Here is a 21,863-nt window from a genome sequence, read left to right as displayed (position 1 = left end):
GGCAGTAAGATCCCCACCTCAAAATTCAGTGAAAGTAAAAAAAGTTAGGTGGGGGGCGGGCTGCCTGTAAAAGCCCGATTGGTGAGGGCTGATAATCAGTTGGAGATGAACAAAACCCCCACTGATTCAAGTTTCACTTTATACACCGAGTAATTCTTTTAGTTCGTCTGTTGATAGTTCAGTCATCCAACTATCGCTTGTGATGACTGCATTGTTTAGAGATTGTTTTCTTTCTAGCATTTCATCAATTTTTTCTTCTAATGTTCCTGTTGTAATGAGTTTGTGAACATGAACAAATCGTTTTTGACCAATGCGATATGCGCGGTCTGTTGCTTGATTTTCCACAGCTGGATTCCACCAACGATCGTAGTGAATGACATGGTTGGCAGCGGTTAAGTTTAATCCTGTTCCGCCAGCTTTTAAGGATAAGATGAAAATGTCATACGTTCCGTTTTGGAACTCCTCAATCATCTTGTCGCGATCTTTTTTCGGTACACTACCGTTTAAGAAGAGGACACGCTGGCCGAATTTTTCTTCTAGCACACGTTTTAGCATGTTCCCCATGCCGATGTATTGAGTGAAGATGAGGCAACTTTCATTTTGATCTTTTATATTTTCGATGAGCTCCATTAACGTTTTTGTTTTCATAGAGCGTTCAACGACATTTTGTGGCTCTTCTTCTTTTAAATAAAGAGCTGGATGATTACAAATTTGTTTTAGCTTGTTCAGCATAAGTAATATAAAGCCGCGTCTTTCAATTCCGCTTAATCCTTCGACATTTTGTAGTGTATCTTGAACAAGTTGTTCATATAAGGAAGCTTGTTCACCAGTAAGAGGACAGTAAGCTTTTTGTTCTTGTTTATCTGGTAAATTTAATGCGACTGTTTGATCTTTCTTCGTTCGGCGCAGTAAAAATGGTGAGATAAACCGTTGAACTTGCTGGATTTTTCCTTCATCACGATCCTTTTCAATTGGTGTGACGAAGCGGCGTTGGAATTGCCCTAAGCTTCCGAGATATCCATGATTAATAAAGTCGAAAATGGACCAAAGTTCAGCGAGGCGATTTTCCATCGGTGTACCAGTTAAAGCGATTTTGTGATTTGCTTGCAAGTTTCGTACTGCTTTCGACTGTTTCGTATGTGGGTTCTTAATATTTTGTGCTTCATCCAAAATAACAGCATCCCAGCATAATGAAGTTAGTTCTTCCTCATCGAGTTGAGCCAATGCATAAGATGTTAATACAACATCTGCTGATTGAAGGAAATCTTCAAAAGAATTGCCCTTATCTCTATTACTTCCGTAATGTAATTGAACACGTAAATTCGGTGCGAAACGCTCAAATTCTTTTTGCCAATTTCCAAGAACAGATGTCGGCGCTACGATTAATGCAGGGCCTGTTTTGAGATTGTTTTCTTTTATATATAGTAAGTAAGAGATTGTTTGAATACTTTTCCCGAGTCCCATATCGTCAGCTAGCAATGCTCCAAATCCAAGTTTTCGTAAATATAATAACCATTCAATGCCGTGTTGTTGATACGGGCGAAGTGTTGCGTTTAGTGAAGTAGGAACATCTACTTTTGGAATATCTCCAATATGAAGCAGCTTTTGGAATAGTTCCTCATAATATCCATCTAGTTCGATTTCAATATCAGTAAACGGACTATCTTCTTCTACAATTTCTGTTTCAGCCGTATTTGATAAATGTTGCTGCAGGACATCTTTCATCTCTAGTCCGTATTTATCGGCACGGTTCATGAGTTTCCTTACTTCTTCGATAAAGGCTGGATCTAGTCGCATCCATTGACCATTTATATTAAATAGACGTTTATTTTGTTCAACGAGTTCAAAAAATTCGCTTTCTGATAAATCAATGCCGTTGGTCGAAATGCGCCAATCAAAATTAACGAGCGTATTCATACCGAAGAACGATTGTGTTTGTGCTGTATTTTGCTTCAGCTGGACACGTAATTTCGGTTTTGTTGCTTTTAAATTTTGCCACCATGATGGTAGTAAAATTGTAATACCGGCTGCAAGTAATTCATTGCTTGCTTCTGTTAAGAAGTTCCACGCTTCTGTTTCAAAGAGCTCATTTCGGAACGTATCTCCTTCTTTTAACCACGGTATGAGTTTACTAAAACCTTCTTGTGTTTCTGTAATCCGTTCTTCGTAATCGTGCCATCTTTTCGGTAAGGAATCGATGTTTTCATATACATATATGCGATGCGCCCCGCGCTTTGGTGTCACAATTGTTTCAAGCTTCCACATTTCAAATTCTTCTTGTGGTTCTTGTAGTCTTAGTCCGATTGTAAACGGAAGATCATCTTCAATATAACCAATTTTCCGAAGCCAATCTTCTTCATGTAGTGCTGTTTCCAGTTGTCTTTTCGTAAAGTCATAATGTTCATATAGTCTTTTAGCATCTTCCCAGCCGTCATTTGAGCGGTTGTCTTGTAATATGCTTTCATTTACTGCTGCTGAGAAAAGCGATGCTAATGTGTCATCTTCAATTGGTGTATTTTGAACTTTCCAAGATGGTTGTTTAGGCCAATGATTCATATCTGGTACGAAACTACCACTCGTAAAGGCATCCCATAGTTCATTTGCATCTTTCGTAAGTGCTGTAATCGTGCCGTTTATTTGAATATGTGCAAAGGAATTCATCGGTTTGTTTGCAATGTATTCAAAGGCTTGTGCATTTGTTAGCAGCACACCTTGTTTTCCTTCGAAGGTTGCTTCTTTTAGAAACGTACCGTAGAAAGAAGTGGAGTGCCATGTGAATGCATTTCGTTTCCAACTTGTTACGGATAATGGAGTACCGCTGTCATCTTCTCCCCAAAGGAACCAACCTTGACTAACATGCTGGAGCCTAATTGTTACTTCAGTTTGATTGATCATCGATTAATTTTCCTTTCCGTAATTCCTCTTGTAGTGCACGCAGACGTGAATGGAGATTGGCGATGTGAATAATGAAAGCATCCCATTCATCGGTGCGTTTTAATCGTTTATATAATGTACGTAATTTCTTTAAGTAACGAACTGCACGTTTATATGATTTACGATTTCGTTCTTCAATCGCCTCTACAGCAGCAAGATGGTAAAGAGGAAGTGCCACTTCTGGCGCTTCTTTTTCAATATCTTTCAGTGGCTCTTTCAACAGTTCAATTGCCTCAAATCCATATAAGAGATGAAGCTCTGCCCATGTGCGATACTGTTTTTTCGCGAGTACGTACTGTTCGTAGTTTGTGAAACTATACGGTAATAGTTCTTGTAAAATCATTTCAAAACCAGCTTGTTCATTTGTATGTGTTGCGTATGTTTCATACATGATTACAAATAGCCGAACGATATCTTTTATGAAAATCGTATTTTCGTGATCTTGGATCGTTTTCTTTACTTGTTTATACGTAAAGGAAAGCCAGTTTTTTGCACGATCCCATTGCATGGCACTTAATAGTTCTTCTAACCAATAGAAGTATAGACTCACAACAGAAGCAGGTTGTTTCTTTAGTAAGTCCATCGCTAGTACATCTTCATCATTTAAAAAGAGAAGATGAGAAGACGCTAATGCTTTGGATAGTGGATTGATTTTCGTATCGATTCGTTTTTCTTCCTCTTGTATGTTCTCTTTATTGTTTAAAAGTTCACTCCATATGTGACGATAAATGAAAAATCGCTCTTGCGTATAAGCATCGGTAGAGAAGAATACTTCATGAACGAGACGAGCTGTTTCTTGCAAAATTATTTCAGACTCTGAAGGAATCGCTTCTGATTGTAAGTCCCGAACGATGGATTCCACTTTATCTACAAATAGGCGAACGACATTAACAGGTTGGTGATAAGAATACGTTTTGTTTGCTTCGAATGCCTGAATTTCTTCTAATAATTTTTGAAAGCAGTAAATTGCTGCATGTAACCTGAATAATTCATGTATGGCGATGACGCGCGGAGCTTTCCGCTCAAGCTTCGTATAGAAATCTGTAAAGATACTCATAAGAAAATACATTTGTTTATAAGTAAGGCGAGCTTGTTCTTTTTTAAATGATTCATATTCTTTTTCAAAATATGATTCCCAACTTTTATAATCCGTTTCTTCAAAAGCTGATGATTGCAATACTTGTCTTGCAGTTCGAATAGGAGGAAGGGAAGGTTTCGTATTATTTTTAAATAAAGTTAATACATCTCCTACTTGCCCGAAACTAGACGCTGCAGATAGTAATACAGCGAGCATATGCTCACATTGTGTTGGTGCGAAGCAATCACAATAACTTTCAGCGACATTACGAATCGGAATATGAACGCTATATACGTTGCCTTCCGCATCTACAGTTCCTGACAGTGTATAACCATCAAAGTCAACGTTGTAGACAACACCACTACGATATAGGTGCCGAGCTGTAGCGACATGTTCCTGATCAGCTGTTTGCTGTGGATCTAGTCCTTGAACGAACTCATTCGCAATCATCATAATTTCATCTTTCGTAATTGAGTGTTGCAGCATAATATTCCTCCGTACACATATTTCTTTCCTTTACCATTATAAACAAAAAATGCTCAAAACAGAAAAAATGAAATTTGGATTACATAACTTGAAAATCATGGTAATATATAAAATGTTAATTTCATATATGAATATATACGTATAGGAGGAGAAATGATTTGTCAGATTTACAGACGAAGTTAGGTAGTGGAATGAATAAGTTACAAGAAGGAATAGAACAAGGGAAAATGAAATTGCAAGTTGCACAAGAAATTGCTCAATTGAAAAAGGGAATGCAAGTGCAAATGCAGAAAAAAGCAGAGGTTCTATTAGAGGTTGGGCAGCAAGTGTATGTTCAATTAAGAGGAAGTGGAGTAAATGAAGCGAGCTTAAAAGAAATGATTACTCCAGTTCAAGAATTTGATGTAGCTATTTATCAAGCAAGAAAGCGCATTGTTGAATTGCAAAAACAACAAGGTGAAAAAGCTACATGTGAATGTGGTGGACCTTTATCAATAAATGATAAGTTTTGTGGTTCGTGTGGAAAACCTAACCCGATGTTAGCAGTAGAAAATGAAGGTGAAACGGTAAATTGTATTTCATGTAATGAGCATATCGATAAAAACTCTACTTACTGTCCAGTTTGTGGAATTAAGCAAAGTGGGGAGTGAATTAAATGTATTGTCGCACATGTGGAAAACAACATGGTGAAGAAGTAAATTATTGCCCAAATGAAGGTAGTATGGAGATTGCAGGAGCTATAGATGCAGTAACATTAGAAAAAGATACTGCAAAATACTGCAAAGGTTGTGGCAGTGAAAATGCTCAAAAAAATTTATATTGTCAAAAGTGTGGGTATTCTTTATCTGTTGTGAAGAAAAAAGAACAATCTGTAAAATTGCCTACAATGGATGGTACTCCTAAAGTTGAATTTAAAGCAGATAAAGCCGTTTTACAAAAAGGTTTTATTGGTGGGGCTGTTGCAAGTATTCTCATGTTAATTGCTGGTTGGATTGGTAGTTTATTATTTGCTTCTATGTTAAGTGAGATGTTTAGCAAATTTGCAAAAGAATTAGAAATGTTGCCAAGTTTTTATTCGAGTGCAACTTCTACGATGTTAAGTTACCATTTACTTGGTTTTACAGCTAACGATGATAGTGGATTGATATTTTCTTTATCTTGGCATACTCCATTTACATTATTATTAATCATTCCATTTATTATTTTCGCTGGTACAGGAATTTGGTTAGGGAAACAGCATGTTGCGAAAACGATTAAAGATCAAATCTTTATGGCAGCAACAGTTGGTATTATTTATGGCGTCTTTTTATTCATTATAAGTTTTATAGCATCACAATCTTTTGCAATTCCATTCTCAGAAGCAGGTAAGATTACGGTTGGCTATTCAGCGATTAAGAGTTTATTGAGTGGTTTTGTATGTGGGACATTATTTACCTTATTAGGATTTATTGCTCATACAAGCAAAAACAATATGGCAGTAGCATTTCAAGAGTTAATGCCATATGGAGCGTCTGTGTATTACGGTGTTTCAGCTATGATAAAAGGACTTTTAGTAACAGCGGTAGCGGTTTGTATTATGGCGTTAGTAAGTAAGGAAGACGGTATTGAACCATTAAAAGAAATAACAACTTTAAAATCTGAAAGTACATTATTAGCATTAGAGTTAACACCTCAATTATGGAGTATGGCTCATTTTGCGCCGTTAGAAGTATCAAGTCCAGCACTTAGTAAAGAATTTACTAGAATTGGTAAGAAATCAAATACATATGAGAGCACACTATCGTTTTCATTTATATCAGGCGTCTCTGTAAATGGCGTAGAGCTTAGAGAGATATTGATTTTAAAAGGAGCAAATGAGGAAAGCCTTGCAGAATTCGATAAAGTGAATAATGTATTCCATTATGGTTTATTACTGCTTATTATTCCATTGTTCTTTATGTTTAGAGCGGGAAGAAAGTTAGCTAAATTACCGACCGCCAATATATATATTACATTAGCGGTATGCAGTGGTTCTTACACAATTATGATGATTGTAATGAATATAATTTCTAAGTTCCAAATTAATGTTTCAGGAACGGTAACAGGTTTATTTGGAACAAGTGGAACGGTATTATCTATGCAAAATTCATTTATATATTTAACTTTGTTTAGCTTGATTGTGACATATGTAGCAGCATTTGCTGGAATGAAATTAGCTAAAAAATAGGAGGAGAGCACGTTGAAGTTTTGTGGAACATGTAAAAAGAATGTTGCAGACCATTTGAACTTTTGTCCGGAGTGTGGGAGTAAAGTAGAAGTAATCGTTGATAACACTGCTGCTTCATATACAGAATTACAAAGCGAGACAAAATCAGTGAAAAGTAAGAAAAATTTATTTTTGATCATTGGTTTTGCTGTTATTGCTGCATTATTATTTGGGGCATATAAATTTGGAGCATATAAGTTTTCAAAAGAAAAGCAAGTAAATGTAATGATTGAAGCATTCCAAAAGAAAGATATTAATGCAATTGATGAGTTTGTAAAAGCGAATGATTCAAGCTTAAAGATTAAGACAGAGGATATTAAAGCGTACATGCGTTATTTAAAAGAGAATCCTTCTTACAACAAACAATTACTGTCTTATTTACAGAAAGAGACAGTAGATCAAAAGTTAACTAAAGATAAATCTTCATTTAAGGACGGGGAAATAGTAGAAGAGGGAAAAGAGTGGTTCTTATATCCAAAGTATAAGTTTAGCATGAAATCTTATTATATGAGCATTAGTACAACTGCAAAAAATGCAGAGATATATGTGAATGACAAAAAAGAAACAGAGCTTTCTAGTGATAAAACTTCGAAAGAGTTGGGGCCATACTTCCCAGGTACATATGTTGTAAAGGCAACGGCGAAGACAGAACTGACTGAATTAGAAACAGAGAAAGAAGTAGATCTAGCGGATGAACAGAGCGAGAAGGTGAAAGTGGATTTATCGCTTGAAGGCAAGTATGTAAGCATTTCTTCTGATGAAAGTGATGCAACTGTATTTGTGAATGGGAAAAAACGTGGAAAATTAAATTATGGAAGTTATAAGCTTGGCCCTGTATCCACAGATGAAACAGTAGAAGTACATTTAGAGAAAACTACTGATTTTGGTGTGATGAAATCTGAAAGTGCTAAAATTGGAGACCAAAGCACGTATTATTTAAAATTCCCGAAAGAAACATCAAGTTCAGCAGTGGGTGAATTTGTAAGAAATCATATTTATGATAACGTACGTGCAATTTCATTAAATGATTTTAGTTTAATTGAAAAGAATTATGATAAGAGTGGGAAATCGTATAAGGAAGACCGTGATTATATACAGTATTTACACAAAAAAGGAATTACAGAAGACTTATTAACAATGGAAGTTCGTAATGTAGAGCGTCAAAGTGATACGAAATATAAAGTAACGACATATGAAGAGTATCATATTCGTTACGGTGATGGATCTGTGAAGTTCAAAAGTTTTAATAACGAACATATTGTAACTGTGAATGGGAATGGAAAGATGTTGTATCATTCTCTTGGTGCAAATAATACGTTGAAATCAGAAGATGTATCTGGTCCAACTCGTTAATATGAGAGAAGCTGTTCAATATTTGAACAGCTTCTTTTTTTTGTAGCTAAATCGATATTTCGTTTTGAACCGTTGATATATCGTAAGTTATGATAGATATAATTGAAAAATCGTTGATATATTTTTTTACAATTATGAGTGTGTTTCCTTTAATATTTCTTGTACATATGGATCATGTAATATCTGCTGTATAATTGGTAACATGTTTTGTTCAAATGGAATGTCGATAGGAAATGGCTTTTGAGAGCCTGGTTTTATTCCATATTGCACAATTTTGTAATGTGTATTGTTTTCAGACTTGAGCACAATTAACTTATAGCGGTTATCATCGCCAGCGAGTGAGAAATCAATAGACGTAGCGTTATATGTTACTTCATCTTTATATATGTACGGTTTTGGCGTACCAATCCAGTCTACTTTTGCTTGTACATTCATGGGCATAGCCTCCTTATATGTATTATAAATAAATAAAAGCCAGCTCTCAATAAAGAGAACCGGCTTGTAATTTAGCAGTCATTGGTTATTTTAAAATTTTCACTTTAACAGTTTTGCGTCCCCATTTTTGAGCAGCGCTATCTGATCCAAGTAAGATATCAATACGGTTACCTTTAATTGCACCACCAGTATCTCCAGCGATAGCTTCTCCGTAACCTTCTACCCATACTTTAGATCCTAATGGGATTACTTTCGGGTCAACAGCGATCATTTTCATGTTTGGATTCGCAGTTAAATCATGACCCATTGCAGTTAATACACGGCCGCCATATGTGCCACCGTTTTCGCTCGGGTGAGCTGTATATGCTGTAGCTACAACTGTTAACTCACGACCACCAGAAGGTGTGTTAGTTTCAGCAGCTTTTACAGCAGGCTTAGCAGCTGGTTTTGCTTGTGCTATAGGTGCTTGAGCCTTAGCTGGTGCTTCAGCTTTAGCAGGAGCAGTTGTTTCTTGTTTCTCAATTACAGGTGCTGTACCTGTTAAGAAAGGAACATGAACATAAGCTGTTTTCCCGTTATATTCAAATTGTAACCAATCATTTTGTACTTGGTTCGTTGTTTCGATTACATCGTCTTTCTTCAACTTTCCAAGAACCTCTGAGTTTGTGTTCGCTTCAGCACGTACGTTTAATACGTTAGCTGTTACGTAGTAGATGCTTTTTGTGAACTCTGCACTTACGAATGCGTCTTTACCGTTTAAAGTAACTTTTGACCATCCGTTCTCTGTATTTTGTACATCTATTTTATTACCGTTTAGTAATTTACCGACAACTTTTGATTCCGTAGTAGGGTTTTCGCGTACGTTTAGTACGTCTGTTGTTACAACAGTTTCTGCATTAGCAGATGATGTGAAAATCCCAAGACCAAAAACTGCTGCTGTTGCTATACCAATTAATTTTTTCATGATAGCCTCCATTGCGTTTGTTTTCGTGTCCTCATTATAGCAACAGATTTTTTCGGATTTGGGGAAAACACACAATTACAAACCATTCGTAATAAGTCGTTAATATCCTGTAATATAACAAAAAATATAGGAAAGCGTTTTTCATTCTATATGACTCATAGGTTTCTAGTTATATTCAAAATATTTAATACAACATGTTTTTTTCGACGTAAATAAAAATATTACAGGAATGTTACATGATGTTTACTAAACGGTTACATTCCTTGAGTATTTTACCGTTTTATGGGTAATATAGTTATATAAACATAAACATTATGTTTGTGAAGCTATAAACACGTGCTATATACTAGCAAAAAAACCGCATAATTGTTACAAAACGAAAGGGTTGCAAGGAAGAAATTTGCCCTTTTTTACATATGTAACACATCCTTTTTTAGGAAAATACATTCCTATCCGCGTTTTTCTCACACAATTTGACAGCAGTATTTCTAACTTGTAGCTCTTGCAGAGTGAAAAGGTTATACGAAAGGTAAGGCTGTCCATAAGAATTCGAATTGGTGAAAGTAAGAAAATCACCGCAAAATTATAGTTTTCTATCCGATTTTACATATCGGAATTTATGTTATTTACAAAAGCGAAACCTACGAAGGGGGATTTGATGAGGAAACTGACAAAAACATTCATCGTTTCATTAACATTATGTATTGCATTTACAATTTGGGGGATTATTCCCGAATCTATTATTGGAAAAGGTAGTTTAGGAAATGTAACAACCGCAATTCAAACTGCATTAGTTAGTAAGTTCGGCTGGTTTTATATTATTTCCGTTTCTATTATTTTAGGTGTGTCTATCTTTTTAATTGTTTCGAAATACGGTTCTATTCGTCTAGGTAAAGATGATGACGAACCTGATTATAGTTATATGACATGGTTTGCTATGCTATTTAGTGCTGGTATGGGTATCGGCTTAGTTTTCTGGGGCGTTGCTGAACCATTAAACCATTTATACGCACCTCCGTTTGGAGAAGGTGCAACTGAGGAAAGTGCGCGTCTTGCACTGCGTTTTTCATTTTTCCATTGGGGATTACATCCTTGGGGACTATATGCGTTTGTAGCGTTATGTATTGCTTACTTTACCTTTAGAAAAGGAAAAGCAAGTACGATTAGTGCGACAGTAGGTCCGTTATTTAAGGGCGGGGAACACGGGCGTATTGCTCATTCATTTGATGTGTTAGCTGTTTTTGCAACTGTGTTTGGTGTTGCAACGTCATTAGGTCTCGGTGCAAAACAAATTGCGGGTGGTGTTAGTTATTTAACATCTATCCCGAACTCATTAACGACACAGTTAGTTATTATTGCAATCGTAACAGTATTATTTATGTTATCTGCGCAAACAGGTCTGGATAAGGGAATTAAATATTTAAGTAATACGAACATTATTTTTGCGTTTGCACTTATGATTATTGTATTATTTGCGGGTCCAACAAACTTTATTATGAATTACTTCACTTCAACAATCGGTTCTTATATTCAGGAATTACCAAGCATGAGCTTCCGTTTAAGTCCATTAGACGAAGGTGGGAACCAATGGATTCAATCGTGGACAATTTTCTATTGGGCATGGTGGATTGCATGGTCACCGTTCGTAGGTACGTTTATTGCTCGTGTTTCACGAGGACGTACAATTCGTGAGTTTGTAATCGGTGTGTTACTTGTGCCGACCGTAATTGGTGCACTTTGGTTCTCTGTTTTCGGCGGAACAGGTATTCATATGGAGCTGTTTGGTGATGCACATATCTTCGAAAAAGTGAAAGAGATGGGAACAGAAGTAGGATTATTCGCTATGTTCGATCAGATGGGCAGCTTTGGATCAGCTTTATCAGTTTTAGGCATTTTACTTATTGCAACATTCTTTATTACATCTGCAGACTCTGCAACATTCGTTTTAGGGATGTTAACGACACATGGTAGTTTAAACCCACCAAATCGTATTAAAATGATTTGGGGTATCGTTCTAGCCGCGATAGCTTCTACGCTATTATATATTGGCGGATTAGAAGCCTTACAAACGGCAGCTATCATTGCAGCATTCCCGTTCGTCTTTGTTATTTTCTTTATGATGGCAGCATTATTTAAAGAGTTACAAAAAGAAGGACGTATGAAGCGTCATTAATAATAGAAGGAAAAGAGCTGATTTCATATCAGCTCTTTTTTATCCCTCTATTTGCTGAGCAGTAAGAACCCCACCTCAAAATTCAGCAAAAGCAAATAAATCGAGCTGCTTGTAAAAGCCCGATTGGTGATGGCTAATGAAAGTTTCACTTTATATAGAAGGAATTTGAAATGCGGGTAGGGGGAAATAAAATACTTTACCATATAAGTAGTATGCCTTTTATACGAAGAAAAAACGATAGGTTTCGACAATATTCGATCCCTTACGAATTCTATTCATATTTTTGACAAAAAATTGTCGGAAATGTGTTGTCACGTTTATATATATGTGCTATATTATTTCCTGTAAGCGATTTCAAATAGTTTTAAAGCGCATTCAAGGGGGACATCTAGAATAATGAAACGTTACGAAAGAAAGTGGAAGCATATTTGTTTGAAACGTGTGGCACATCGTAGTGTCCAAGAAAGCACGGAACCTAAGACTGAAACGCGCAAAGAACAGCAAGAGAAGCAATTGGTTCTACAAAAATAGCAATCACTTTTTCGTATATAAATGAAGGTCGATCGTTCGTTGGGGGATGGACGTGAAATTACTTTCAGCTAAGGGGTATTGTCTGATATATAATTTATACGGCAATAAATAAGCACAGAGCATACGGCGCTCTGTGCTTATTTTTATTATTTATCTTTTTTGAATCGAACTGTTTTATCCCAGCCAATGACTTGTTTCTTGCTCTTTGCACGTAAGTATAAGATTAAGCTACGAATAAATAAGTACGTAAAGAGCTGTGCGTACGTAAAGTACATAATAACGCTAATAAAAATATTAGTCGGTGTAAAGGTTCGTTCGACACTCTGGGCACTAAATAATTGAGAAACATATGTAATATATGCGACATACCACATAAATAGTAGCGGAATGCTATATTGAATTTGGAATATCCCGAGTAGCCCAATTACAAACCAAACGTTCGAAATGATTAGGAATAGCCAAAATACAACATACACTAGAACTTGTTGTAAGGAATGAACAAGCAGCTTTCCTTTAAAGAAACTTAATGATGAGAACATTTTTTCTAAAATATATAAATTTCCCTGGAGCCAACGTGTACGTTGTTTAATAAGAATTTTTAAATGCTCTGGTTCTTGTTCCCAAGTAACTGATTCTGGGACGATTGGTAAGAGATAACCTTTTTGTGTAATTCGTAATGTTAATTCAGCATCTTCTGCAATTGCGTAAGGGTCATAGCCACCAAGCTCTTCTAGTGCGGAGCGACGAAGAAGCATGTTTGTTCCTGTCAGCGAGCCTGTTTGGAATAGTAACCAGCGTCCAGATTGCATAAGGAGCTGGAAGATTTGGAATTCTAGCGAAATCATTCGCGTCAACCAGTTTCTGTTTTCGTTTACTGTACGAACGTGTCCAACAGCTCCAACAGCATCTTCAGTTGTTTCAGCGTGCTCTACAAGCATTCGCAGTGCGTGTGGTTCAGGTTGGTTATCTGCATCGTAAACACAGAAGTACTCACCATCTGAAATACTAAGCCCATAGTTTAGTACACGTGATTTACCCTTCGGTTCACCGGGAGGAACACGAATATGGCAAATATGAGCATAAGCTTTGTCGAAATCATCTCCGATTTCAGGTGTTTCATCTTGAGAGTTATCATTTAATAAATAAATAGTTAGCTTTCCTGGATATTCAATCTTTGCCATCGCCTCTAAAGTATCTTTAATAACGACGCCTTCATTATGGGCAGGTATGAAAATATCGACGCTCGGATAATGTTCTAGCGTACGATCTTTTCGTTTACTATTTCGGTGAATTAAGCCCGCGATTGTTAAGAAAGAGTAGTAAACGAGTAAGCCAGAGAATAGAAAGGCCGTAAAAATAAGTACATATTTAATTGAAAATGTGATACTAATCCAAAAAACGAGTACGCAAAACAGAAGGAATAAAAGAAGTATAACGAGAGTCATCATAACAGTGTCTGTCCTTTGTTTCCAATTTGCTCGCGTGAAATTTTTATATCTTTGATTGCTTCAGCAGCAAGCCATTGCTCCATTTTTGGTTTTAGGCGGTTCATTACAATATCAGCACCAGCTTCATTTGTGTTTTGTAATAAAATAACTAGCGTATTATTATCATATTCAGCAGTAAGGTCAAAATCATTCCTTACCGTTTCAACTAATAAAGAAGCTACACGGTCCATAACACTTTCCTTTGTATATTTACTAAAGGAAGTGAAATCAAAGTAAACAATAATGCCTGTTTCATTACGACGATTCATTGCAGTCGTTAATAACGCTTGGCGTCTCTCAAATTCTTGTCTTGTTAGTAATTTGGATTCTCCAATATATTGTTCCAATGTTCTCACACGCTCAGTTAAAGTTTTATTTTCATGAACCACTTTTTTCAATAGGTGAGTTGTTATATATACAATGAAGAAGTTAGCTGCCATCAGGAAGTGGGTAATCATATATTGCCATTGATCTGATGTACTCCATAAGTGAAGCCATGCTTGATAGAACAAATAAAATACGGAAATAATGGTCCCTAGTATAAAGAAAACAAATGCTGTTTTGTCAGCTAAAAATAAGAATAGTACATTTACGATTACGTATATTATTGTAAAAATGAGAGCATGCTCATATTTCGTCACATATACAGTAGTAAAATAAAATACAATTTGTAAAATCCACATAGAGAGGATTTTATAGAACTTATCTTTCACAAAACTTTCCTCCTTAAAGCTATTTCATCAATAGATACTTGTAGTATGCGCAATTATTAAGAAATTGACTATGTCGTTACATTCTTTTGAAGGGCAACAACAAGTAGTATCTCTATTTTCATAAGAAAAATAAAAAGACTTAAACATTATTGTATCATAATGTGCTTATATTTAGGATAAATTGATTAATAGATACATAAAAGACGTTTGGATTGCATGAAAAAAGTCTCCTCTTGTAGAAAGAGAAGACTCTATATAAGTTTATAGGAACATCATACCTGCAACTGCTGCGTTTAAGAAGTTCGCTAATGTACCAGCGATAACTGCTTTAACCCCTAATTGTGCAATTTGTTTACGGCGAGTAGGAGCTAGCGTTCCTGTTACACCTAATTGAATTGCGATAGAAGAGAAGTTTGCGAATCCACAGATTGCGAATGTTAAAATTAGATTTGTTTTGTCAGAGAACTCTGCCATGTGCGGTCCTAAGTTTGCGTATGCAACGAATTCGTTGATTGCAAGTTTTTGACCGATAAAGCTTGCTGCTTGTATCGCTTCACCAGGAGAAACCCCGATTAAGATTGCGAATGGTGATAATAAGTAACCAAAGATTAAATCAAGGCTAAGTTTAATATCGAACAGAGAACCAACCCATCCTAATAATCCATTTAATAAAGCGATTAATGCGATGAAAGCCATTAACATTGCTGCTACGTTAATAACAAGTTGCATACCTTCAGATGCGCCGCGTGCAGCTGCATCAATAACATTTGCGTCTTCACGTTCTGTAGAAAGTTCAACGTTATTATCTACTTTTTCTGTCTCTGGCATGATTAGTTTCGCAATTAATAAGCTCGATGGAGCCGCCATAATTGCAGCTGCTAATAAGTGCTCTAACGGAATACCCATTGCTGCATAACCGACAAGAACGGATCCAGCAACAGCTGTCATACCGCTTACCATAATAGTGAAGAATTCACTATTTGTTAAGCGTGCTAAGTAAGGTTTAATTAAAATTGGAGCTTCAGTTTGTCCTAAAAATACAGTCGTTACTGAGTTTAGGCTTTCTGCTTTAGAAGTTCCAAGAAGTTTACTTAATGCACCACCAACGATGCTAACAAATTTCTGCATAATACCGAAATAATATAAGATTGCTACTAATGAACTAATAAATACGATTGGAAGTAGTGCTTGAATAAAGAATACAAATCCCCAAGGTCCCTTTGCGTTGACTAAATCCCCAGTAACGAACTTAATTCCCTCGTAAGAAAAATTAATTAATCCTTGAACACCGTCAGCAGCGTGTTTTAAACCTGCTTTACCAGCGTCCCATCGTAATACGATAAATGAAAATGACATTTGTAATGCTAGCGCAATTAAAATTGTGCGCCAATTAATAGCTTTGCGGTTGGAAGATAGTAAGAAAGCAATTGCTAATACTCCAATCACGCCGCCAATTCCCCATAAAAGATTCATGCAGTGTATGCTCCTTCCTCATAGTAAAAACAGTGTATAAACCAGTTGTCTATACGTTTGCGAATATAACATCTTTAGTAACTTATCATAATGGACATCGGAGGTCAAACGTCTAATGAAAAGTTTAAATAAAAAGAAAATTCTTCAAAAAAACACATATAAAATAAATAGACATGAAATAGGTTATGTTTTTTATGAAAATATATACATTATGATAACGTTATGCATTGTTTTTGTAGAATAAAGTGTATGAAATGGAAGAATGGATACATTATTTTTGTAGAGAGAAGGTAGGAGAAAGGGAGTAATATGTTGAACTCATAGCAAAAAAAGCCTTCTAGTAAACTAGAAGGCTTTGAAACTATTAATTAAGGTGCTTTCGTGTATCCTAAGAAGTGGCTCTTCCAATAAGAGTTACTTAATGAAGCGATCGCGACACCTTTATCTCCAGCTTGGATAAATGATCCGCCCCCAAGGTAAATACCCATGTGAGAAGGACCAGATTTATAAGTGTTTTGGAAATAAATTAAGTCACCAGGTTGTGGACTTGAAGTTTTTGGTAGGCTACTCCAATATCCTGCAACACTTTGGCGGCTAATGTTATGACCAAATTTCTTAAATACGTGGTAGATGTAGCCACTGCAGTCTACACCGTTAGCAGAAGTTCCGCCCCAAACGTACGGTACACCTTGCATTGATTTTGCATATGCAAGTACGGAAGAACTGTCGCCGCTATTGTTGCCTGTATTATTATTGTTGCTATTGTTTTGATTGTTATTTTGGTTATTGTTAGGCTTATTATCTACTGCGCCTCCAACTGGTGTTTTAGACAGGTAACGTGTTCCGATATAACCAGTTTGACCGTTGTAGTTAATTTTGCTCCATCCAGAGTTTTCAGAGATTACTTGAACCTTCTGTCCTTGTGGAAGTGCGCCTATGATTCTATAATTTGTACCTTCGCCGCTACGTACATTTAGTGCAGAAGCATTAATGTAGTAGTCGCCAATTGCACCTTGGTTAGGTTTTTCGGGTTGTTTTGGTTGCTCAGGAGTAGTAGTGCCACCTTTAACGAATTTTACAAATTCGCTACTAACAAAGCCTGTTTTTCCTTGGTAATTTACTTTAAACCAACCGTTTTCAGATCCAACTACGTTTAATGTTGTACCATTTAAAACGCCACCAATTACACTATGGTAAGCGGCAGGGCCTGTACGAACACGTAGAGATGTAGCGTTAACCACGTAAGAACCACCAGTTTGAATAGTTCCATTATTATTGTTTTGCTCTTGTTTGTTGCCTTCTGTAACGTTTTCGTTAGAACCGCCTTTTGTTACGTAGTCTTTGCTTACATAAGCAGTTTGTCCTGCGTAATTGATTTTGAACCAATCTTGAACTTCGCCAACAACTTGTACTACTTGTCCTTTTTTGACAGAACCTACAGTTGTATGAGAAGTGCTAGGACCTGTACGAACGCGAAGGGAAGATACATTTACTGTATAGTTTCCGCTTGCTGGTTTTACTTCTTGGTTGTTATTATTCGTATTGTTGTTTGAAGAACCTGCATTAGAAGAAACGCCAGATACGAATTCGCCACTTACATAACCTACTTGTCCATTATGGTTAATTTTCACCCAACCATTTTCTTGTCCAATTACGTTTAATGTTTGTCCTTCATATACACGCCCAGAAACAGAACTAGATGTGTTAGGAGCTGTACGTACACGTAATACATCAGCGGTAACTTTATTGTTTCCACCTGTACTTACATTGTTGTTTGCTGCGCCACTTTTTGATACAAATTCGCCACTAACAAAGCCTGTTTGTCCATTAATGTTAATTTTGAACCAACCGTTTTCTTCGCCAATCACGTTTAGTGATTGACCGTTATAAACGCGTGAGATGATGTCGTGAGAAGTGCTTGATCCCGCACGAACATGTAATACGCTCGCGTTTACCTTATAAGATGAGCTGTTTGATGCAGAAGCTTGGACAGCTGTAGCAGCTTTTTGTGTATTTTGTTCAGGTGCAGCTTGAACACTATCAAGTGTAGGTGCTGCTCCTCCTGCTACAGACACTGCCGCAAGACCGGCAAGATACTTTTTCATAATTTGTCGATTCCTTTCTGTCTGTAATGTAGTGAAGAAATATTTACCAACTGTTAAAAATTCTAAAGAGCATGTCGATTACTGTCAAGACTTATATAGGAATCTGAATATGACAAAAAGATTACAAGAAAAAAATCAAGGCATAAAATTACACCTTGATTTCCATTTAAATGCATATATTGAATATGAAAGGACAGAAATTATTCGTGTTTAAGAAGATGCCATATTGGATTGTAATAAGATTTGATTAAAAGATTTTTGCAGTTTTTTGGTGATAGGCCCAACTTGCCCATCTTGAATCGCGGTCCCATCAAGGTGGGTCATCGGTAAAATTTCAATCGTTGTGCCTGTAAAAAAGCATTCATCTGCTTGATAAACGTCACGAACGCTGAAAAGTTCTTCCTGCACAGGAATGTGAAGAGTATTCGCTAAAGAAAGGACATATTGACGAATAATGCCATTTAAAATAAGGTGATTGGCTGGATGTGTGTAAAGCGTTCCGTTTTTAATTAAAAAGAAGTTGGAATGGCTTCCTTCTGTTACAATACCGTTCCTTACGAGAAGTGCCTCTTTACAGCCTTTCCGTTCAGCTTTCGTAGCAGCTAGTACGTTTGGTAATAAATTTAATGATTTAATGTCACAGCGTAGCCATCGAGTATCGGGTTCTGATATAGCGCGTATACCATATTCAATCCATAAAGCTGGTCGTTCTTTTTTTGTAATATAGGCATAAATTGTCGGAGGGTTGTCATATGAAAATACATGTGTGCGAGCTTGTACACCACGAGATACTTGCAAATAAATGGTGCCATCTTCGTGGAAATGGTTTCGTTCAATTAATTTGTAAAGTAAAGTGATGAGCTCAGCTTTTGAGAAAGGGAGCGATAATTCTACTTCTTCCATGGATCGATATAATCTCGTTATGTGCGGATCTAATAAATGAAAGTTCCCTTTATATAGGCGAATAACCTCATAGACACCATCTCCGAACTGCGAACCTCTCTCTTCAAGTTCTATGTACGTTTGTTGTTTTGTTGTATCAATAACTTCATCATTCCAAAGTACAAATTTTTCGTATGCCAATTTCCGTCCCATCCTTTCGTAAGTACGTAAGTAACGTGAAACTTTCATTCATGCGAGATAAAAATCACTATAGTAATTTTTATGTGAGCAATTCTCTACATATGACCGTATATGTATTTGTAAATCATAGAGAAATAAGGATGATTTACTCCGCATTAACGGCAGTAAAGCCCCTACTTACAAATTCGGGTAGAGCAAAGAAGTGAAGTGGCGAATTACTGCCCGTAAATGCCCGATTGGTGAGGGCTGATTAAACTTTCACTTTACAGCATTTTGTATATACAAATTCGAAAATAAGAAATGAGAATCCTGCTTTTAAATAAAAAAAAGCAACATTCTTATGGAATGCTGCACAAGGAGGGTAGCTATCTTTCATAGGGACATTGTCTCGTTGAATGCTTTGTGTATGGAAACAAAACAAGTTGAAAGACAATTATAAGAAAGTAGAAACAAAAGATTTACACATTTCTTTAAGGGATCTTACGAAAGATGAGAGATAAGAAATATGTAGAACCTCGTTTACATATTTTATTATAGAGATTCTTCATTAACACTATGTGAATATTTGGTAAAGGTTATGTAATTTTAAAGTTAATGAATATAAGTAGTTGTATGGAAGAAAATAAAAAAGAGGCTGAGATTACTCAGCGCTCTTCTTTTCTTCTTTAATAACTGTTTTTACTTCACCAGTTTTGATCTTATTACTTTCAGAGAAGCGAAGTAAGTCACCTTCAATGATTTTATCAGACATGTTCAATTCATTTTGGGCACGATCAATTAGTGGTTGAGATTCTTCTTTCGGTAATTGTACAACTTCGCCAGTAGCACGGTCATAGAATGTACTGTTTGTGTACATGTATTTATCTGTAACGAAGCTACCGTCACGAAGAACAACAAATCCTTTATTATCAGGTGAGAATACATCATGACCGAATCGAACGTCATTTGTAGAATCTACACCAAGTAAGTTTAGAATAGTTGGTTTAATGTCAATTTCACCAGTTGGTTTCGAAATTGTTTTACCTTCTTTTTGACCTGGAACGTGAATAAACATCGGTGTTTTTTGTAAGTTCATATGGTCAAATGCAGTGATTTCTTCTTTTCCTAAGAACTGTGCCATTGCACGGTTATGGTTTTCAGAAATACCGTAGTGGTCACCGTAGAATACGATTACTGAGTTGTCGTAAATACCTTCTGCTTTTAGACGCTCAATAAAGTGTTTCATTGCTTCGTCTAAGTAACGAGCAGTTACCATGTAACGGTCAAATACTCCATCACCAGAATTATATTCGTCGATTAATTTTGTACTGTCATCATAAGTGAATGGGTAATGATTCGTTAAAGTAAGGAAGCGAGTATAGAATGGTTGCTTCACTTGTTTTAACATATCAATAGATTGATCGAAGTATTCGATATCTTTTAATCCCCAATTTAATTTTGTTTCTGGCGTAATCTTGTAATCAAGCTCGTTGTAGTAACGATCATAACCAAGTGCTGGATACATAATGTTACGGTTCCAGAATGTTGCGTTGTTTGCGTGGAATACCGACGTGTGATACCCTTGCTGACGTAAAATTTCTGGAGTTGCTGTATATTCATTGTTACCGTGTGTAAAGAATACAGCACCGCGGTCTAGTGGATATAACGAAGTATCTACTAGGAATTCAGCATCAGATGTTTTACCTTGACCAGTTTGATGGAAGAAGTTATCAAAGTAATAACTTTCTTTCGTAAATTGGTTTAAGAATGGTGTAACTTCTTGTCCATTAACTGTTGCACCAATTAAGAATGTTTGTAATGACTCAAGAGAGACAACAATTACGTTTTTCCCTTTTGCAGTACCGAACATATTTGGATCTGGTTTACTTTGTGTTGTTTTTACGTAGTTTTCTGTTTCTTGTAATTTACTACCGTCAGCGAACGCTTTTTGTGAACTTGATTTTGCTTGTAAGCCAAGATCGTATACTTGGTGTACATATAATCCTAAGTTTTTAACAAGCATAACGCGGTCGAATGAACGTGTTAATAGTTCTGGGCGTTCAGCTTCTGCAAGTCCTAAGTTTGCGAAGAAGATAGCAACTGTTGATACGAAGTATAGGGAACGCATCGGGCGTGCTACACGCTCTGTAGGTGCAAAGTTTTTCATTTTCTTCAACAGAACGAAGAATATGATAATGTCTGCAAATGCAAGGATAATTTTGTAGTTAAATAATTCTTTCACACTAGAACCTAAACTTCCGAAGTTAGATGTTTGTCCTAGCACCGGTAATGTAACGAAGTCATTGTAGAATCCGTAGAACATTACGTTACCAACAAGAACGATTGTTAAGACAAAATTAATTCCAAGTGCTATATAGTTACGTTTTTTCCCTTTTGCAAATAATGCAAGACCAACAAGCAGTAATGATGCTGCTAATGGGCTAAGGAATAAAATGAATTCTTGCATGAAAGATTCAAGTTTTAAATCAAAGCTTGTGCGTGTAATAAGGTAAGTTTTCAGCCATAAGGCTAAAGCTACGAATACAGTGAAACGCACATTTTGAAATTGTGATTTCAAGGTTTCTTTCATTCATTTCCACCCTTTCTCTATCAGGCTTGGTCGATTTTGGAGCGAAAAATGTTAAAATAAAAAATACATAGTTTTCTTGGCCATAATTAAAGGTTCTATATTCACCCATATACGACTATAACTATGCATACCCTTTTGGTTTCTTTTGTTGCTCATAAGCATAACGTCATTTCTGTATTATACAACAAAATTCATTTCTGAGAAACACTATAACATTTTACATTTTTTGTATAA

General features: G+C 36.2%; 14 protein-coding genes. 4 read left to right on the top strand and 10 right to left on the bottom strand.

Going from position 1 to position 21,863, the window contains the following annotated elements; all coding sequences use genetic code 11:
- Nucleotides 1–138 precede the first annotated feature (138 nt).
- Together ACTFR8_RS21530 and ACTFR8_RS21525 are read right to left on the bottom strand one after the other, a co-directional pair.
- Nucleotides 139–2,895 (bottom strand): DEAD/DEAH box helicase, encoded by a 2,757-nt coding sequence (locus ACTFR8_RS21530; protein WP_100619741.1) that lies wholly within the window; start codon nucleotides 2,893–2,895, stop codon nucleotides 139–141.
- Nucleotides 2,879–4,498: an SWIM zinc finger family protein gene (locus ACTFR8_RS21525; RefSeq protein ID WP_098582428.1), complete on the bottom strand. Its 1,620-nt coding sequence runs from the start codon at nucleotides 4,496–4,498 to the stop codon at nucleotides 2,879–2,881. Before ACTFR8_RS21525 ends, ACTFR8_RS21530 begins: the two co-directional genes overlap by 17 nt.
- Before the next feature lie 158 nt (nucleotides 4,499–4,656).
- Between ACTFR8_RS21525 and ACTFR8_RS21520 the strand changes: the two genes are divergently transcribed.
- From ACTFR8_RS21520 to ACTFR8_RS21510, 3 genes are read left to right on the top strand one after another with little or no spacing between them, the layout of a single operon-like run.
- Nucleotides 4,657–5,148, top strand: a complete 492-nt coding sequence (locus ACTFR8_RS21520) for a zinc ribbon domain-containing protein (protein ID WP_088066941.1) — start codon at nucleotides 4,657–4,659, stop codon at nucleotides 5,146–5,148.
- A gap of 5 nt (nucleotides 5,149–5,153) precedes the next feature.
- Nucleotides 5,154–6,704 (top strand): zinc ribbon domain-containing protein, encoded by a 1,551-nt coding sequence (locus tag ACTFR8_RS21515; protein WP_252209736.1) that lies wholly within the window; start codon nucleotides 5,154–5,156, stop codon nucleotides 6,702–6,704.
- 12 nt (nucleotides 6,705–6,716) lie between these two features.
- Nucleotides 6,717–8,096: a zinc ribbon domain-containing protein gene (locus tag ACTFR8_RS21510; RefSeq protein ID WP_252209735.1), complete on the top strand. Its 1,380-nt coding sequence runs from the start codon at nucleotides 6,717–6,719 to the stop codon at nucleotides 8,094–8,096.
- 132 nt (nucleotides 8,097–8,228) lie between these two features.
- Here the strand turns inward: ACTFR8_RS21510 and ACTFR8_RS21505 are convergent, their stop codons facing one another.
- Nucleotides 8,229–8,531: a DUF3910 family protein gene (locus ACTFR8_RS21505; RefSeq protein ID WP_044584990.1), complete on the bottom strand. Its 303-nt coding sequence runs from the start codon at nucleotides 8,529–8,531 to the stop codon at nucleotides 8,229–8,231.
- A gap of 85 nt (nucleotides 8,532–8,616) precedes the next feature.
- Nucleotides 8,617–9,495 carry a cell wall-binding protein EntA gene (locus tag ACTFR8_RS21500; protein WP_044584989.1) on the bottom strand — a complete coding sequence of 293 codons (879 nt, stop codon included), beginning with the start codon at nucleotides 9,493–9,495 and terminating at the stop codon, nucleotides 8,617–8,619.
- Between the two features lie 658 nt (nucleotides 9,496–10,153).
- On the opposite strand from ACTFR8_RS21500, the gene opuD reads away from it, so the two are divergent.
- Nucleotides 10,154–11,668, top strand: a complete 1,515-nt coding sequence (gene opuD / locus ACTFR8_RS21495) for a glycine betaine transporter OpuD (protein ID WP_001230117.1) — start codon at nucleotides 10,154–10,156, stop codon at nucleotides 11,666–11,668.
- 677 nt (nucleotides 11,669–12,345) lie between these two features.
- On the opposite strand, the gene ACTFR8_RS21490 is transcribed toward opuD, so the two are convergent.
- From ACTFR8_RS21490 to ACTFR8_RS21465, 6 genes are all read right to left on the bottom strand, one after another.
- A complete protein-coding gene (locus tag ACTFR8_RS21490; RefSeq protein WP_086408243.1) occupies nucleotides 12,346–13,647 on the bottom strand; it encodes a glycosyltransferase family 2 protein in 1,302 nt (433 codons plus the stop codon).
- Complete coding sequence (locus tag ACTFR8_RS21485; protein WP_000653236.1) at nucleotides 13,644–14,399, bottom strand: diguanylate cyclase; 756 nt, start codon at nucleotides 14,397–14,399, stop codon at nucleotides 13,644–13,646. The genes ACTFR8_RS21490 and ACTFR8_RS21485 overlap by 4 nt, the downstream gene beginning before the upstream one ends.
- 261 nt (nucleotides 14,400–14,660) lie before the next feature.
- On the bottom strand, nucleotides 14,661–15,872 hold the full coding sequence (locus tag ACTFR8_RS21480; protein WP_144608183.1) for a NupC/NupG family nucleoside CNT transporter: 1,212 nt from the start codon (nucleotides 15,870–15,872) through the stop codon (nucleotides 14,661–14,663).
- A gap of 368 nt (nucleotides 15,873–16,240) precedes the next feature.
- Entirely contained in the window at nucleotides 16,241–17,977 is a 1,737-nt protein-coding gene (locus ACTFR8_RS21475) for a C40 family peptidase (protein WP_000760245.1), read from the bottom strand.
- A 210-nt stretch (nucleotides 17,978–18,187) separates the two neighbouring features.
- On the bottom strand, nucleotides 18,188–19,072 hold the full coding sequence (locus ACTFR8_RS21470) for a D-amino-acid transaminase (protein ID WP_074595267.1): 885 nt from the start codon (nucleotides 19,070–19,072) through the stop codon (nucleotides 18,188–18,190).
- Nucleotides 19,073–19,700: 628 nt separating this feature from the next.
- On the bottom strand, nucleotides 19,701–21,629 hold the full coding sequence (locus ACTFR8_RS21465; RefSeq protein ID WP_000665350.1) for an LTA synthase family protein: 1,929 nt from the start codon (nucleotides 21,627–21,629) through the stop codon (nucleotides 19,701–19,703).
- Between the last annotated feature and the right edge of the window lie 234 nt (nucleotides 21,630–21,863).

The organism is Bacillus cereus group sp. MYBK15-3, assembly GCF_051916765.1.
In the GTDB taxonomy this organism is placed as follows: Bacteria; Bacillota; Bacilli; order Bacillales; family Bacillaceae_G; genus Bacillus_A; species Bacillus_A cereus.
The sequence above is the reverse complement of the archived record's forward strand: the minus strand, read 5'-3'. Positions and strand labels throughout refer to the sequence as shown.